The sequence below is a fragment of the Sphingomonas sp. NPDC092440 genome, from assembly GCF_044754985.1.
Lineage (GTDB): Bacteria > Pseudomonadota > Alphaproteobacteria > Sphingomonadales > Sphingomonadaceae > Sphingomonas.
In genome coordinates this window covers 108442-124173 of sequence record NZ_JBIVQA010000005.1, presented here as the reverse complement: position 1 = coordinate 124173, position 15732 = coordinate 108442, and the positions used below count along the sequence as shown (strand labels likewise).

Below are 15732 nucleotides of genomic sequence, written 5' to 3'. Positions count from 1 at the left end.
GCGAGTGTAACTACCCGGCGTTACATCCGGCTAACACAGTCTTTCGGGGGAATCCTCAACATGAAGATCAGCAACATGGTGCGTCTGGCCGCCGGCGTGGCACTGCTCGCCGTCTCGCCGGCGATGGCGCAGACCGCCAAGCCGAAATATGGCAGCTTCGGCGTCGACCTCACCGCGCAGAAGCCGAGCGTGAAGCCGGGCGACGATTTCTGGACCTTCGCGAACGGCGGCTGGAACGACCGCGTCGAGATCGCCGCGGACCGCGCCTCGGCCGGCTTCGGCACGCTGCTCTCGATCGAGGCCGAGGCGAATGTCCGCGCGATCCTCGACGACATGGCGAAGAACCCCTCGGCCTATGGCGCCTCGGGCAGGCAGGTCGGCGATTTCTACGCCAGCTGGATGGACGAGGCCGGCATCGAGAAGCTCGGCACCGCCCCGCTCAAGCCCTATCTCGCCAGGATCAACGGCGTGAAGGACCTCGACGCGCTGCAGGTGCTGTTCGCCACCGTCGGCTATGCCTCGCCGGTCGAGCTGGGGATCATCCCCGACCTCGCCGATCCGACGCATTACACCGCGGTCACCGGCCAGGGCGGCCTGGGCATGCCCCGCGACTATTACCTGCTCGAGGGCGAGAAGTACGATGCCTTCCGCAAGGCCTATCGCGCCTATGTCCAGAAGATCCAGGAGCTGGCGGGCATCCCCGATGCCGCCGCCAAGGCCGATGCGATCGTCGCGCTCGAGACCGCGATGGCCAAGGTCCAGTGGTCGCCGGCCGAGAGCCGCGACATCGCCAAGCTCAACGACCCGCAGACGCTGGCCGGCCTCAAGGCCAAGGCGCCCGACTTCAACTGGGCGCTGATGCTCAAGACCGCCGGTCTCGAGAGCTCGCCCAAGGTGCTGATGACGCAGAACACCGCCGTCACCGCGCTCGGCAAGCTGATGACCGCCACCCCGCTCCAGGCCTGGAAGGACTATCTCGCCTATCGTTTCGTCAGCGATCATGCGCAGTTCCTGCCCAAGGCCTTGGACGACACCCGCTTCGCCTTCTATTCGCAGACGCTGTCCGGCGTGAAGGTGCAGCGCGAGCGCTGGAAGCGCGGCGTGCAGCTGGTCAACGGCGCGCTCGGCGAGGCGGTCGGCGCGATCTACGTCTCGAAATATTATCCGCCCGCGGCCGAGAAGCAGATGGCCGAGCTGATCGAGAATCTGCGCGCCTCCTACAAGGAGCGCATCGCCGCCTCGACCTGGATGGACGAAGGGACCAAGCAGAAGGCACTCGCCAAGCTTGCCGCCTTCGAGCCGCGCATCGGCCATCCGGACAAATATATCGACTATTCGTCGTTCAAGGTCGTCCGCGGCGACCTGCTCGGCAATGCGATGCGTTCGGGCGAGTTCCAGCACGAACTCGAGCTGTCGCGCTTCCCCAAACCGGTCGACCGCACCCTGTGGGACATGACCCCGCAGACGGTGAACGCCTATTACAATCCGCTCTCCAACCAGATCACCTTCCCGGCCGCGATCCTGCAGCCGCCCTTCTTCGATCCCAATGCCGATGCGGCCGTGAACTATGGCGCGATCGGCGCGATCATCGGCCATGAGATGGGCCATGGCTTCGACGACCAGGGCAGCCAGTTCGGCCCGACCGGCAAGTTCGAGAACTGGTGGACCGACGGCGCCAAGAAGGCGTTCGGCGACCGGACCAAGGCGCTCTCGACTCAATATGACGCCTATGAGGCCGTGCCGGGCACCCATGTGCAGGGCGCGCTGACGCTGGGCGAGAATATCGGCGACCTGGGCGGCGTCGAGGCGGCGTACGGCGCTTATCAGCGCTATCAGGCCGAGCATGGCAAGGCGCCGGTGATCGGCGGGCTGACCGGCGACCAGCGCTTCTTCCTGGCCTATGCCCAGGCCTGGCAGACCAAGCTGCGCGAGGGCACCGCCCGCCAGCTGGCGCTGACCGACCCGCACTCGCCGGCGATGTTCCGCGTCAACGGCATCGTCCGCAACGTCGACGCCTGGTACAAGGCGTTCAACATCCAGCCGGGCGACAAGCTGTACCTCGCGCCCGCGCAGCGCGTGCACATCTGGTAAGCCCTCGGGCTTCACCGAAGGAAGCGGCCCGGCAGCGATGCCGGGCCGTTTTCGTTTTCCTACATGCGCGTTCCCGCGACTCGGGCAACGGCCCGCCCCGGGCGGCGGAAAGTCACGAAAGGTCCCGACATATGGCGAGCGCGGCGGCCCGGGTGCCGGCGCAATATCGTTACGCGCGGCTGATCCTATCTTTCCAACGGCTTCAAAGAGCGGCCGGGCAGCGCGCCGGCTGCCGACAGCCGATCAGACGAAATCCTACATTGCAACCGCATGGCCGGGCGCGGCAAAGGGGCGCATGACTCCACGCGAACTCATCGATACCGCGATCGTCCCCGGCGGGGGCGAGGCGCTGCGCCTGTTCCGCCGCGGGCGCGACTTCATGATCGTGCTCGATCGCAACGAACTGATGTCGAGCCGGATGAGCGGCTCGGAGGAAGCGCTGGCAGTGATGAGCTGCGAACGGCTCGACGGCGCGGCGCCGCATCTGCTGATCGGCGGCTATGGGATGGGCTTCACCCTGCGCGCGGCACAGGCGGTGCTGGGCCCGGAGGCCAGGCTGACCGTCGCCGAGCTGGTGCCGGAGATCATCGCATGGGCGAAGGGGCCGATGGCCGAGCTGGCCGCCGGCTGCCTCGACGATCCGCGCGTCGACGTGATCCTCGACGACGTCGCCGCGGTGATCGGCCGCGCGCGCGCGACCTATGACGCGATCCTGCTCGACGTCGACAACGGCCCGGACGGGCTGACCCGCGACGCCAACGACCGGCTCTATTCGCCGCGCGGGCTGCAGAAGCAATGGGAGGCGCTCAAGCCGGGCGGCGTGCTGGCGGTCTGGTCCGCCGCGCCCGACAACGCCTTTGCCCGGCGCATGAAGGATATCGGTTTCCAGGTGGAGGAAGTCGCGGTCCGCGCGCGCAGCAACGGCAAGGGCCCGCGGCACGTGATCTGGTTCGGGCGGAAGCGGTAACGATCCGGACGGGCCTCTGCGCCCCGTCGCCCTGAAACAAGTTGGCGCTTGTCCCGTAAAGACAAGGAGTGCCCGATCGCCGTCATCCCCGCGCAGGCGGGGATCCAGGGTAGTTGCGGGATATCGGCGCCACCGCGCGAACGCTCTCCGGAAGTGCCGGGAATGCCTTGCACCCGTGCCGCGCCTGACCCTGGATCCCCGCCTGCGCGGGGATGACGGAATGGGGTGTCCTTAGCCCAAGGGGATAAACGCCAACTTGTTTCGGGGTCCAGCTATCGGCAAGCGACAGGCACGAAGCGCAAGCGCTCCGCCCATCGCGCGTTGGATGCTGAAGCGAGTTCAGCATGCCGAAGGAGAGATGGTTGCACTTCCTGCAACTCACTCCCCAACCCATTGCAGTTGCGGAAAGCGCAACCCTGACCCATTTGCCCCGTTGCTGCATCGCAGCAAAGCATGCACGCATGAGGGTTTCACGATGTTCTCGCTTATCTCGCTCTTCCTCGCCGCTCGCCGCGAGGTCACGCTGCCGGTCGCCGCTCAGGCGCCCCGCCCCGTCGCCGACGAGCAGGTCGAGTTGCGCCTCGCCGCCTGACCGGGCGCCGCCGGCACACGCAAAAAGGGGGAGCGGCGACGCTCCCCCTTTTCGTTTGCGCTTGCGCACGGGCCCTTTTCGTTTGCGCTTGCGCGCGGACCCCTTTCGTTTGCGCGGAATGCGCGGCGCTTATTTCACGCCGTGCATCCAATATTTCAGCGGCCAGCTCAGCAGCAGGAGCAGCACGCCGAGGAGGATCGCCGCGATCGAGATGGTGGTGAACACGTCGACATAGACGGTGAGGCTGGTCTTGAGGTTGGTCACCTGGCCACCCACCGTGTCGACGCTGGCGAACTGCGCGATCACGCCGGCGAAATATTGCGCCACCGAGATCGACAGGAACCACACGCCCATCATCAGCCCGACCACGCGCGCGATCGACAGCTTGGTGATCATCGACAGGCCGACCGGCGAGATGCACAGCTCGGCGAAGGAATGGATGAAATAAAGGCCGGCCAGCCACCAGATGCCCACCTGGAAATTGGCATCGGCATAGCGGGAGCCCCAGACGAGCAGCAGGAAGCCCGCCGCCACGCCGATCAGCGCGATGCCGAACTTGACCGGGATCGACGGCTCCAGCCCACGCTTTGCCAGCGCGGTCCACAGCATCGACATGAAGGGCGCGAGCAGCACGATGAAGGCCGCGTTGAAGAACTGGGTCTGGCCCGCGGTGATGGTGAACAGCCCGAACACGGAGAGATCGGTGTTGCGGTCCGCGAACAGAGTGAGCGACGAGCCCGCCTGCTCGAACAGCGTCCAGAACACCACGTTGAAGACGATCAGCACCATCGCCGCCAGCATCATCTGGAACTCGGTCCTGCTGCCCGCGACGAACGACCAGACCAGGATCGCCGGCACGCCGAGCAGGAACGAGCCGAACAGCAGCTTGCCCATCAGCGGCAGCGACGCGACATAGCCGAGGAAGCCGGAACCCGCGGCAGGCGCGGCCGAGTGCATCAGGTTGACGTAGAGCAGGTAGAAGAGCGGCACGACGCAGAGCGCCACCGCATAGATGATCCATTGCTGCGCGTTCACGCCCGGCTTGGCCGGGGGCTCGCCATAGCCGTCGAGCTTGCCGCCGTTGAACTGGATCAGCGCCCAGGAGATCATCATGCCGATCGCGGCAAGGCCGAAGCCCCAGCTCCAGCCATAGGCCACGGCGAGCCAGGGGCAGAGGATCTGCGAGAAGAGCGAGCCGGTGTTGATGCCCATGTAGAAGATGGTGAAGCCGCTGTCGCGTCGTCGGTCGCCCTGCTCGTAGAGCTCGCCGACCATGGTGGAGATGTTCGGCTTGAAGAAGCCGTTGCCCACCGAGACCATCGACAGCGCGATCAGCATCACCATCACGTAGAAGGCGCTGCGGTCCGCGCCGGATTCGAAGCTGCCCTTGGCGACCTTGCGCGCGACGGCACCGGCATCGAGCAGGTCGACGGTGCCGTCGTCATTGCCCTTGATCTCGAGCTGCTTCGCGCCGTCGACGACGTAGCGGACTTCCTTGCCCTCCGCCGACTTGCCGATCGAGACTTCGTAGCGCTGGCCGTCGATCGTCGCATGCGGCTTGGCGGTGGGGCCGCCGAAGCAGAGGATCAGATAGCCGAGCGACATGATGATCGCGCCGAACTTCACCGCGCGCTTGGAGCCCAGATACTGGTCGGCCAGATAGCCGCCGATCAGCGGGGTGAGATAGACGAGGGCGGTGTAGCCACCATAAAGGCCGGTCGCCTCGCGGTCGCCGAACATGAAATGCTGCGTGAGGTAGAGCGTCAGCAGCGCGCGCATGCCGTAATAGCCGAAGCGCTCCCACATCTCGGTGGTGAACATGCGCGCCAGCTGGCGGGGATGCCCGAACCACGTCTTCTCCGCGGCGGGATTGACGTGGGTGATGTCCGGCTCTGCCGGACTGTCGGCGGTTGGAGTTTCGACCATGCGGTTTATTGCCCTTTAGATATTCGGTTCCGGGCCATAGGCCCGGCGCATGGGCGGCCAAACTAGACGGAATGAAGCGGCTGTAAAGCATGGGCCGTTGTGCGCAGCATCCCGGACGGCGCGCATCGGAGCAACGCGCTGACATGCGAGCCCGCTCTATTGGAGCACGATGGTGGCGCCCACCTTCAGCAGGCCGCGAATGTGATCCGGCGATCGCCCGCCGCTATAGGAGAATTCGAACCGTCTGGCACCGCTGCTGGCCCTGCTGACGGCAAAGACGGTGGCCGCTATCGCGAATTGCCGATATGGCGTCCTGAGCGGTCCATTGAGAGTGATCACGCCCGAGGTTGCGTCCAGCCAGGTGACGGCCTTGATCCTGCCGGCCTGCGGATAACGCGGATCCGCAACCAGCGCCTCGCCCTCGGTCATGCCCTTCCTCCTCGATACCGGCTTCCGGCGGCGAGCTTCCCGCCGAACCGTTGGGCAGTCGAATCGTTTTACCACCGTTTCGATCGCACTCCACGGCTTGGCGCGCCCGCATGCCGACCCTAGATGCGCCCCATGGCCTTCAACGACACCTCCACCCCGCTCTCGCTCCTCCGCACCCGCCGCTCGGGCAAGCCGCGCGACATGGCCGGGCCCGGGCCCGGGCCCGAGCAGCTCGACGCGATGATCGGGATCGCCGCGCGCACGCCCGATCATGGCAAGCTCTTCCCCTGGCGCTTCGTGATCGTGCCCCCGGCGGCGCGGGCCGCGCTGGGCGAGCGGCTCGTCGCGATATTGCGCAGCGAGAAGGCCGACTGCACGGCGCGCGACGAGGAAGCGGCGCTCCAGTTCGCCAGCCAGGCACCGGCGCTGGTGGTGGTGCTCTCCGCGCCCGTGGTGCCGCACAAGATCCCGGCCTGGGAGCAGGAGCTCTCCGCCGGCGCCGCCTGCATGAACCTGCTCCACGCCGCGCATGCCATGGGCTTCGCCGGCGCCTGGATCACCGGCTGGGCCGCCTATTCGGACGCGGTGCGCGACCTGTTCGGGACAGCGCCACAGAAGATCGCCGGATTCGTCTTCATCGGCACCCCCGCCCTGCCGCTGGAGGAGCGCCCGCGGCCCATACTGTCCGAAATCGTACATACGTGGAATCCGGGGTATGGACCCGACGCCTGATTGGTGTATTATCGCAGCATGACAGCGCTAGAGCATGAGGACAGCCCGGTCTACCTCAAGCTGCGCGCCAGCATCGCCGCGGCGATCCTGCGCGGGCAATACCGGGCAGGGGATCAGCTTCCGTCGGTGCGCGCGCTGGCGGCCGAGCATGGCGCCAATCCGCTCACGGTGGCCAAGGCCTATCAGAGCTTCCAGGACGATGGCTATGTCGAGGTGCGTCGCGGCGTCGGCATGTTCGTGCTGCCGGGCGCGGTGGAGAAGCTGCGGATCGCCGAGCGCGAGCGCTTCCTCACCGGCTATTGGCCGCGCGTGAAGGAGCATATCGCGCTGCTCGGCCTCGACGCCCGGGAATTGTTCGACCGCGAAACCGCCTGAGCCGGACCATGTCCCGCTGGCCCGGCGCCCGCGCGCTGCCGTTCCTCGCCGCGCTTTCGTGGCTCTGCCTCGGCGCGCACGAACTGGCCCATCATTTCGCCGGCCGCATCGTCTGCGGCGCCTGGGGCGGCATGACGCTAGCCAGCTTCACCCTGCCCGATGCCTGCCCGGCTTCGGCCGCCTGGATCGCGGCGCTGGCCGGGCCGGCGCTCAGCTGGCTGCTGATCTATGCGGGCGCCGCGCTGCGCGGTCCGCTGGGCCTGTTCCTGATCTTCGCCAACCTGCCGTTCGCGCGGATCGTCACCGCGGCGACGGGCGGCGGCGACGAGCGGATCATCGGCAGGGCGCTGTTCGGCGATGCCCTCGGCTTTCCCGCGATGCTGGCGCTCACCGTGGCGCTCGCGCTGCCGCCGCTCGTCCTCGCCTGGCGCCGGCTGCCCCGCCGGCACCGGATGGCGGGCTTCGCGGCCCTGCTCGTGCTGCCGATGCTGTGGGACCTGTTCTTCAAGCGCATGCTGATGGGTGCGCTGCTGCCCGCCGAGCCGATGTGGAACGGCGTGCCCGCCGCGATCCTCGCCAGCCATGCGGCCGCGGCGCTGCTCCTTCTCCTCTGCTGGCCGCGCGGCCGGGCGGCATAGGCGGCCCATGCTGATCATCACCGGCACCTTCCGGCTGCCCCCCGCCAACCTGCCTGCCGCGCGGCAGGCGATGGCGGCGATGGTCACGGCCAGCCGCGCCGAGGGAGGCTGCCTCCACTACAGCTATGGCGAGGACGTGCTCGATCCCGGGCTGATCCATGTGACCGAGCATTGGGCGGACCATGCGACGCTGGCGGCGCACGGGACCAGCCCGCACATCCGGGCATGGCGGGCCGCCTGGCCCGGGTTCGGCATCGGCGATCGCGATCTGACCCTGTTCGAGGCGGATGGCGGCCGGCCGGCCTAGTCCCAGCTTCCCAATATCTCCGCCACGGCGCGGAGCACCTGTGGCTTCATCTGGACGAACAGATGGCCGCTGCGCACCTCGACCGCCCGGCATTCGGCGCCCTCGCCCTCCTGGCAGATCAGCCCGTTCACGAACCCGTCGCTGCGGCTCCAGATCGCGGCCGATGGCATGGGGAGCGGCCGCGCCGCTTCCTCCAGCCGGCGGATCACGGCGGGATCGGCGATCCTCTCGCCGGTAAGCGCCTGGAAGGCGCGCCATACGTTGGTGGCGCCGGGCGGGCCGGCGAAAGGCGCGCTGACGGTGAGGACGGCGCGGACCAGATCGGGACGGCGATGCGCGACGATGCGGCTCATCACCCCGCCGAGCGAAACGCCGATCAGCGTAACCTTCCCGCCGGTCTCGCGCTCGATCTCCTCCACGCGGGCGATCAGCTTCTCGCAATCGGGGCCCACGGTGCGCACGCCGAAATTGCGGCCGAGCCGCCAGGGATAGGGGCGATAGCCGAGCCGGCGCAGCATGCCGCGCAGCACGAAGTTGGAGCGATCGGTGTTGCCCAGGCCGGGCGAGACCAGCACCGGCCGGCCGTCTCCCCGCGGCAGCCCGGCGATGCGGAACCGGGCGAGCTCGGCCAGGGTGAGCGCGGCGCGGGGCGGCTCGAGCGCGAAGGCAAGGCGGGGCGGCGGCTCGGTGGCGGTTTGCGGGATCATAGCCACAGCATTACCCCCCAGGGCAGCGGCGTCCATATGCCCATCCGCACGCCCGCCGCGCGCAGGCCCCGGCCGGTCCATTCGTTGCAGGTGCGAAGCGCGCTATAGCCGCCCTTGGCCGAATAGAAGGCGTCGCGCGCGCCATAGCCGCGCACCACCGGCCCCGCGGCGAAGCTGCCCCGGACATAGGCGACCAGCCGGCGATATTCCTCGGGCCGCAGCAGCACCGCGCGCACCGATCCGTCCACGCGCGGTGCGGGCACATGGGCGACATGGACCACGGTCGATCCCATGCCGGCCAGCGCCTTGGCGGTGCGCCAGGGATCGATGTCGCGCCAGCGGGCGGTGTGGAGGTAGAAGTCCCGATTGCCCCAGCCGATGGCGAGATAAGGCTCGGCGCCGTAGCGGGGATCGCCCAGATGCTCGGGCCGGGCAATGTCGCGGAACGCGGCGGCGGGCAGGATCAGGTCGGTATGCGCACCATTGTCGGCGACATAGATGCGCACGCCCGTGGCCGGCGGTGCCCGCCCGCCATTGACGGCGAACCCCGCACCCAGCGCCGCGGCGACGAGATAGAGCGCCACCGGCAGCACCAACACCCCGATCAGCCGTATCGATATCCGCATCCATGTCCGCAACCGGCCATCCCCCATTTCGCACCTGCACCATCGCATGCTATGCTATTTTCATGGCTCAAGACACGCATGTGCTCGATCACCCGCCCGAGGGTGCATCGGCCGATTGGACGATCCCGCAGAACTGGCAGGCCTATACTGCCGAAGAACACACAACCTGGGACAGGCTCTATGCGCGCCAGGCGAAGCTGCTGCCAGGCCGGGCGAGCAAGGCCTATCTCAAGGGCCTCGACGCGCTGCGGCTTTCCGAATCGGGCATTCCCAATTTCGAGGAACTGAGCGAGCGGCTGATGAAGCTCACCGGCTGGCAAGTGGTGGCGGTGCCCGGGCTGGTGCCCGACAATGTGTTCTTCGATCACATGGCCAATCGCCGCTTCGTCGCCGGCAACTTCATCCGCCGGCCCGACCAGCTGGACTATATCCAGGAGCCGGACGTCTTCCACGACGTGTTCGGCCATGTGCCGATGCTCGCCGACCCGGTGTTCGCCGACTATCTCGAGGCCTATGGCCGCGGCGGCAACCGGGCGCTCGAGCTGGGCGCGCTGAAGCAGCTCGGCCGGCTCTACTGGTACACGGTGGAGTTCGGGCTGGTCCGCGAGGAAGGCGACCTGCGCATCTATGGCGCGGGGATCGTCTCTTCCTTTGCCGAGAGCGTGTTCGCGCTGGAGAGCGACAGCCCCAACCGCATCGGCTTCGACCTGAAGCGCGTGATGCGCACCGATTATCGGATCGACGATTTCCAGCAGAATTATTTCGTCATCCCGAGCTATGCCGAGCTGCTGCGCGCCACGGTGGAGACCGATTTCGCCCCGCTCTACGACGAGATCCTCGGCCAGCCCGACATCCCGATCGCCGAGATCCTGCCGGGCGACGACGTGATCACCCGCGGCACCCAGGAATATGCCAACTCGAAACGCTAGCCTCCTCATCCCCGCTTTCGCGGGGATGACGGTGGGGTGTGGCGCCTCCCGGCCCTACCAGCTCCCGAATCCCGGCGCCTCGCCCTTGCCGCGACTCAGCCGGGTCACCCGCTCCGTCCCGTAGCGCACGCGCTTCGCCAGGGTCAGCGTCGGCCAGTCGCCGCGATCGGCGCGGTGGACGAGGCGCAGGCCCTGCCGGCGATAGGCCTGCGCCACCGTCTCGGCCTGCCCCGCCAGCAGCCCGGCGAGAATCAGCGTGCCCCCCTCGGCCAGCACCGCGCCCACGCTCGGCGCCAGCTCGACCAGCGGACCGGCGAGGATGTTGGCGATGACGAGGTCATAGGGCGCGCGGCCGATGAGCAGCGGATGCTCGACCCCCGCCGCGGCGGCGAGCGCCAGCGCGCCCTGCCCGCCACCGAGCCGCACGCCGTTCAGCTCGGCATTCTCGGCGGTAACCGCCACCGCGCGCGCATCGATGTCCGACGCGGTGGCATAGGCGCGCGGCCAGAGGTGGAGCGCGGCGAAGGCGAGCAGCCCGGTGCCGGTGCCGAGATCGAGCACGTTCTCGAAGCGCTTGCCCTCGCGCTTCAGCCGGTCGAGCGCGCGCAGGCAGCCCGAAGTGGTTTCGTGCGTGCCGGTGCCGAAGGCGAGGCCGGCATCGATGCGGAAGGCCGTGGCACCCGCAGGCACCCTGCCCTTGTTGGTGGCGGTATGGACATAGAAGCGGCCGGCATGGACCGGCTCGATCCCGGCCTGGCTGAGCGTCACCCAATCGGCATCGCGCACCTTTTCGGCCACTGCCTTCACGCCCTTCGCGCTCGGCGCCAGCGCCCGCACCGCGTCGAGCGCGGCACTGTTGGGCTTCGATTCGAAAAAGGCCTCGAGCTGCCAATGGTCGGGATCGTCCTCGATCCGCTCGCTGGTCAGCAGCACGGGCATCGGCTCGATGCCGAACAGTGCCTCGTCATCGGCGTCGATGGCCTCCGCTTCGGCGCGGGTGCAGGGCAGGATGAGCTTCCAGCTCGACATCAATCGATCTCCACGGGACGCGCGACGACCACCTTGAGATCGGGAATCTCGATCGCGCGATATTGCAGCTTGCGGCCCTGGCGCATCAGCAGCGCGAGGCGGGTCGGGCTCTGCATCCAGGCCTTGTCGATCCCGTCTATCCCGGCGAGCAGATAGGCCTGCCGCCCGGTGGCGAGATCGCCGACCAGCACATCCTGGCGCGCGCCGTCGGCAGCGCGGACGCGGAACACATAATAAGCGAGCGGCGCCTTCTGCGTGTCCACGCCTTCCTCCCCCGCACCCGCCATCGCCGGCAGATAGTCGCGGGAGACGATCCGGCGGCCATTGTCCGGCAGCAGCTTGCGGCTAACACCGCTCGTCTTGTCGAGCAGGATCACGTTGCGCTCGTCCGGTGCGCCCCCGCCCGAATAGGAGCCGGCATCGCCGCGCCGGATCGAGGAATCGGTGGCGATCACGATCTCCTGCGCGTTGGTGCCGTGCAGCGGATTGACCGCGGCGACGGCGAACACTTCCTTGGCGGCCTTGGCCTCGACCTGCGCCGGGGCATCGGCATTGCCATGCCCGCGCGTGAGCATCACGCCGCCGACCAGGACCACCGCCAGGATCACGATGCCCGCCCCGACCACGGCCAGCGCGCCGACAAGGAGGCCGCCGACGAAAGGCAGGCGCGCCGCCAGGCGGAGCCGGGGACTGGGGCTATCGGACATAGCTCGCTCCGTTGATGTCGAGCACCGCGCCGGTCATCGAGGGCGGCGCGGCCAGCGCGCAGAAACGGGCGAGCACGGCCACTTCGTCGGCATCGGCCACCCGGCCGAGCGGGATGTCGGCGAGCAGCTTCTCGCCGCCGCGGCTGGCGAGATAGTCGTCGGCCATGCCGGTCATGGTGAAGCCCGGGCAGATCGCGAAGGCGAGGATGCCGCTGCGCGCATAGCCCCGGGCAATGCTCTTGGTCATGCCGACCATGCCCGCCTTGGACGCGGCATAATGCCAGTGCGCCGGGCTGTCGCCGCGATAGGCGGCGCGGCTCGCCATGTTGACGATGCGGCCCGGGCGCCCCCCGGCCTGCCAATGGCAGATGGCGAGCCGGCAGAGCTCGGCCGAAGCGGTGAGGTTCACGCGCATCGTCCGCTCCCAGCTTGCCACCCAGTCGTCATGCTCGATGTCGAGCGGATTGCTCTCGAACACGCCGGCATTGTTGATGAGCACGTCGATCCGGCCGTCCAGCGCATCGAGCGCCTGGTTCCACAGGGCCCGGGGCGCCGCGGGATCGGCGAAGTCGGCGCGGATGCCGCTCCTGGTGCCCTGTCCGATCAGGCGCACCGCGTCGTTCTTGAAGCTCTCGGCGATCGCGGCGCCGATGCCGCGGCTCGCGCCGGTGAGGAGAATATGGGTGGCCATGCGCCTGCCTAGCGCGTCGCCCTGTCCCCGTCATCCCCGCGAAGGCGGAGGACCAGAGTAGCAAGTGCTGTCCTGCTTGCCTCTGGAGCCCTGCCTTCGCGGGAATGACGAAGCGCTTCAGGCAGCGACGCTGCTGGAGAAACTGTCCGCGGCGACGCGCAGCTTGTGGAGACGATCGTCGACTTCGGCCACGTCCTTCTGGAGCGTGTCGATCTCGTGCGTCACCGACTTGGTATCCTCGCGGATGGCGCCGATGGTGGCGGACATGGAATCGGCGGCGAGCGCCGTCTCGTCGACCGCCGCGGTGATCGCGGTCACGGTCTGCGCCTGGACCTCCATCGCGCTGCGGATGCGGTTGGCGCTTTCCTGCACCTCGCTCACTGTCGAGCGGATCGAGGCGTTGGTCTCCACCGTGCTCTTCGTCGCCGACTGGATCGCCGCGATCTTCGCCGCGATATCGTCCGTCGCCCGCGCCGTCTGGTTCGCCAGGCTTTTCACTTCCTGCGCCACCACTGCGAAGCCCCGACCGGCGTCGCCCGCCCGCGCCGCCTCGATCGTCGCGTTCAGCGCCAGCAGGTTCGTCTGCCCGGCAATGTCGCGGATCAGGCCCAGGATCGATTCGATCGACTTGGCATGGTCGCTCAGCGCCTCGCTCATCCCCACCGCGTCGGTCGCCTGCGACGAAGCACGCGTCGCGATCCCCGCCGCCGCTTCCACTTCCATCCGCGCATCCTCGATCGCCCGGATCAGGCCCGCCGCCGTCTGCGCCGCCTCGCGCATCGCCACCGCCGACTGTTCCGCCGCCGCCGCAACCTCCGACGCCTTGCCCAGCATCCCACGCGCCGAGCCCGAGGCGCCCTGCGCCTGCACCCGGATGCGGTTGGCGAGGCCGGTGGCCCCTTCGATCGATTCGGCGATGCTCGCCTTGAACTGCAGCGAACGGTCGCGGCGCGCCTGATCGGCATGGGCCGCGTCGCGCGCGCCGAGATGGCCGGCCATCAGATCGGCCTCGGCCATCGCCATGCGCTGGACCACGTCGCACAGCCGGCCCAGCTTCTCGGCATCGTCCGGCAGCGCCTCGCGCAATGCCCGCATCGTCTCGCTGTGCGCGAAGGAAAAGGCGGCGATCACGGCCGGCAGCGGGATGCCCACCGTATAGGTCTGCGCGGCATAGCCGCACACCATCTCGACCCATTCCTCGCTGAACGGCTTCTCGAACTTGATCGTGCCATAGCGCGCGCCGTGCGCGACCTGTTCCTCATAGCCCCCGGAGTCGTCGAGGATCCTGCGCATCGGCTGGCTGGCCGGCATTGCCTTGAAGTGGTGCCAGAACGCTTCCGCGATCTCGCGCTGGCGATGGCCGATCAGCGCGACGATCTCGCGGCAGCCCGATTCGATCAGGCCGTCCCAATCATATTCGCGGCGGTGATCCTCCACCGTCCGGGTGCCGCCGCTCCAGCGGCCGGGCTTGCGCGTCCCTACCATCCTGCCTCTCCTCCTCAGGCCGCGACCTTGGCGATGAAATCGCTGGCGCTGCCCTTCAGACTGCCGAGCTGCCCTTCGAGAGCGGCAAAGCCCTGGCCGACCCGGTCGATCTCGCTCGCCACCGCCTCGGTATCCTCGCGGATGGCGCCGATGGTAGCGGACATGGAATCGGCGGCGAGCGCCGTCTCGTCGACCGCCGCGGTGATCGCGGTCACGGTCTGCGCCTGGACCTCCATCGCGCTGCGGATGCGGTTGGCGCTTTCCTGCACCTCGCTCACTGTCGAGCGGATCGAGGCGTTGGTCTCCACCGTGCTCTTCGTCGCCGACTGGATCGCCGCGATCTTCGCCGCGATATCGTCCGTCGCCCGCGCCGTCTGGTTCGCCAGGCTCTTCACTTCCTGCGCCACCACTGCGAAGCCCCGACCGGCGTCGCCCGCCCGCGCCGCCTCGATCGTCGCGTTCAGCGCCAGCAGGTTCGTCTGCCCGGCAATGTCACGGATCAGCCCCAGGATCGATTCGATCGACTTGGCATGGTCGCTCAGCGCCTCGCTCATCCCCACCGCGTCGGTCGCCTGCGACGAAGCACGCGTCGCGATCCCCGCCGCCGCTTCCACTTCCATCCGCGCATCCTCGATCGCCCGGATCAGGCCCGCCGCCGTCTGCGCCGCCTCGCGCATCGCCACCGCCGACTGTTCCGCCGCCGCCGCAACCTCCGACGCCTTGCCCAGCATCCCGCGCGCCGAAGCGGAGGTGTGGCTGGCCTGGACGCGGAGCTGCTCGCCCTCGCGCGAGGCGCGCTGGACGGTGCCGCCGATCGAATCGCGGAAATCCTCGGCGAGCCGGTCGCGCGCCGCCTGGGCGCTGTGCTCGCGATACATGTTGTAGATCTCGACGGTGATGTCGCCTTCCAGCGCGGAGAGGCGCATCAGCGTGTCGATCAGCCCGGCGAGTCGCTGGTCCTCGGTGCCGACCCGGCGGATCAGGATCTCGAGCGCCACCCGGTCGCTCGCGCTGATCATCGAGAGCAGCGCCATCGGCGGCACGTTCGCGGCATAGGCGGCCGCGACCGAACGCTCGATCGACTCGATCCAGGGCCGGCCCTCGGCGTCGAGAAAGCGGTTCCTCAGGAAGACGACGCCGAGATCGATCATCTTCTGCGTATCGTCGGGCGCCCAGCTGCGCTCGTCGGCGAAGCAGCGCAGCCATTGCTGCCAATAGGCTTCCGAGACCGCGCGAATCTCCGGCTCCAGCGCCTCCCAGGCGGCACGGCCCGAGGCGGCCAGCGACCCTTCGAAATCGAAGATGCGAAGACGGGCGCGCACGTCGATGCGGGCGGCCGTGGAGCCCGGTGCCGGCAGATCCTCTAGCGATACGGCGTTGGTCACGAAACTTGTCCCCTTTGCGGCCGCGGGACGATCGGCCACTTGCCCGGGGATATGCGGGCGAAGTGGTTAAGGCCGGGTTAGCCAAGCCGGCAGTTGCGCATGCCAGCTTGCATCCG

At 68.3% G+C, this 15732-nt stretch carries 16 protein-coding genes; 7 read left to right on the top strand and 9 right to left on the bottom strand.

The window, feature by feature from the left end; all coding sequences use genetic code 11:
- Positions 1 to 60: 60 nt before the first annotated feature.
- Positions 61 to 2091: a M13 family metallopeptidase gene (locus ACIQCS_RS10245; protein WP_345849914.1), complete on the top strand. Its 2031-nt coding sequence runs from the start codon at positions 61 to 63 to the stop codon at positions 2089 to 2091.
- A 295-nt stretch (positions 2092 to 2386) separates the two neighbouring features.
- Complete coding sequence (locus ACIQCS_RS10240) at positions 2387 to 3058, top strand: spermidine synthase (protein WP_345849913.1); 672 nt, start codon at positions 2387 to 2389, stop codon at positions 3056 to 3058.
- Positions 3059 to 3779: 721 nt separating this feature from the next.
- Here the strand turns inward: ACIQCS_RS10240 and ACIQCS_RS10235 are convergent.
- Both ACIQCS_RS10235 and ACIQCS_RS10230 read right to left on the bottom strand, forming a co-directional pair.
- Positions 3780 to 5576 (bottom strand): peptide MFS transporter, encoded by a 1797-nt coding sequence (locus ACIQCS_RS10235; RefSeq protein WP_345849912.1) that lies wholly within the window; start codon positions 5574 to 5576, stop codon positions 3780 to 3782.
- 156 nt (positions 5577 to 5732) lie between these two features.
- Positions 5733 to 6005 (bottom strand): hypothetical protein, encoded by a 273-nt coding sequence (locus tag ACIQCS_RS10230; protein ID WP_280278044.1) that lies wholly within the window; start codon positions 6003 to 6005, stop codon positions 5733 to 5735.
- Between the two features lie 132 nt (positions 6006 to 6137).
- Between ACIQCS_RS10230 and ACIQCS_RS10225 the strand changes: the two genes are divergently transcribed.
- Genes ACIQCS_RS10225 through ACIQCS_RS10210 form a run of 4 tightly spaced genes read left to right on the top strand, consistent with a single transcriptional unit; the run spans position 6138 to position 8057 of the window.
- Entirely contained in the window at positions 6138 to 6737 is a 600-nt protein-coding gene (locus ACIQCS_RS10225; RefSeq protein WP_345849911.1) for a nitroreductase, read from the top strand.
- An 18-nt stretch (positions 6738 to 6755) separates the two neighbouring features.
- Entirely contained in the window at positions 6756 to 7112 is a 357-nt protein-coding gene (locus ACIQCS_RS10220; protein WP_280278040.1) for a GntR family transcriptional regulator, read from the top strand.
- Between the two features lie 8 nt (positions 7113 to 7120).
- Positions 7121 to 7750, top strand: coding sequence for a hypothetical protein (locus ACIQCS_RS10215; protein ID WP_345849910.1), 630 nt, complete (start codon positions 7121 to 7123; stop codon positions 7748 to 7750).
- A gap of 7 nt (positions 7751 to 7757) precedes the next feature.
- Positions 7758 to 8057: a putative quinol monooxygenase gene (locus ACIQCS_RS10210; RefSeq protein ID WP_345849909.1), complete on the top strand. Its 300-nt coding sequence runs from the start codon at positions 7758 to 7760 to the stop codon at positions 8055 to 8057.
- Here ACIQCS_RS10210 and ACIQCS_RS10205 read toward each other — a convergent pair.
- On the bottom strand, positions 8054 to 8764 hold the full coding sequence (locus ACIQCS_RS10205; protein WP_345849908.1) for an alpha/beta hydrolase: 711 nt from the start codon (positions 8762 to 8764) through the stop codon (positions 8054 to 8056). The two genes, ACIQCS_RS10210 and ACIQCS_RS10205, sit on opposite strands and share 4 nt — an antisense overlap.
- Positions 8761 to 9390, bottom strand: coding sequence for a TIGR02117 family protein (locus tag ACIQCS_RS10200; protein ID WP_345849907.1), 630 nt, complete (start codon positions 9388 to 9390; stop codon positions 8761 to 8763). Before ACIQCS_RS10200 ends, ACIQCS_RS10205 begins: the two co-directional genes overlap by 4 nt.
- Before the next feature lie 62 nt (positions 9391 to 9452).
- Here ACIQCS_RS10200 and phhA point away from each other — a divergent pair, with 62 nt between their 5' ends.
- On the top strand, positions 9453 to 10319 hold the full coding sequence (phhA, locus tag ACIQCS_RS10195) for a phenylalanine 4-monooxygenase (RefSeq protein WP_345849906.1): 867 nt from the start codon (positions 9453 to 9455) through the stop codon (positions 10317 to 10319).
- A gap of 54 nt (positions 10320 to 10373) precedes the next feature.
- On the opposite strand, the gene ACIQCS_RS10190 is transcribed toward phhA, so the two are convergent.
- From ACIQCS_RS10190 to ACIQCS_RS10170, 5 genes are all read right to left on the bottom strand, one after another.
- Complete coding sequence (locus ACIQCS_RS10190; protein ID WP_345849905.1) at positions 10374 to 11348, bottom strand: 50S ribosomal protein L11 methyltransferase; 975 nt, start codon at positions 11346 to 11348, stop codon at positions 10374 to 10376.
- On the bottom strand, positions 11348 to 12055 hold the full coding sequence (locus ACIQCS_RS10185; protein WP_345849904.1) for a hypothetical protein: 708 nt from the start codon (positions 12053 to 12055) through the stop codon (positions 11348 to 11350). The genes ACIQCS_RS10190 and ACIQCS_RS10185 overlap by 1 nt, the downstream gene beginning before the upstream one ends.
- Complete coding sequence (locus ACIQCS_RS10180) at positions 12045 to 12746, bottom strand: SDR family oxidoreductase (RefSeq protein WP_345849903.1); 702 nt, start codon at positions 12744 to 12746, stop codon at positions 12045 to 12047. The genes ACIQCS_RS10185 and ACIQCS_RS10180 overlap by 11 nt, the downstream gene beginning before the upstream one ends.
- A 117-nt stretch (positions 12747 to 12863) precedes the next feature.
- Positions 12864 to 14231 carry a methyl-accepting chemotaxis protein gene (locus ACIQCS_RS10175; RefSeq protein WP_345849902.1) on the bottom strand — a complete coding sequence of 456 codons (1368 nt, stop codon included), beginning with the start codon at positions 14229 to 14231 and terminating at the stop codon, positions 12864 to 12866.
- Between the two features lie 14 nt (positions 14232 to 14245).
- Positions 14246 to 15589 carry a methyl-accepting chemotaxis protein gene (locus ACIQCS_RS10170; RefSeq protein ID WP_345852050.1) on the bottom strand — a complete coding sequence of 448 codons (1344 nt, stop codon included), beginning with the start codon at positions 15587 to 15589 and terminating at the stop codon, positions 14246 to 14248.
- Positions 15590 to 15732 lie beyond the last annotated feature (143 nt).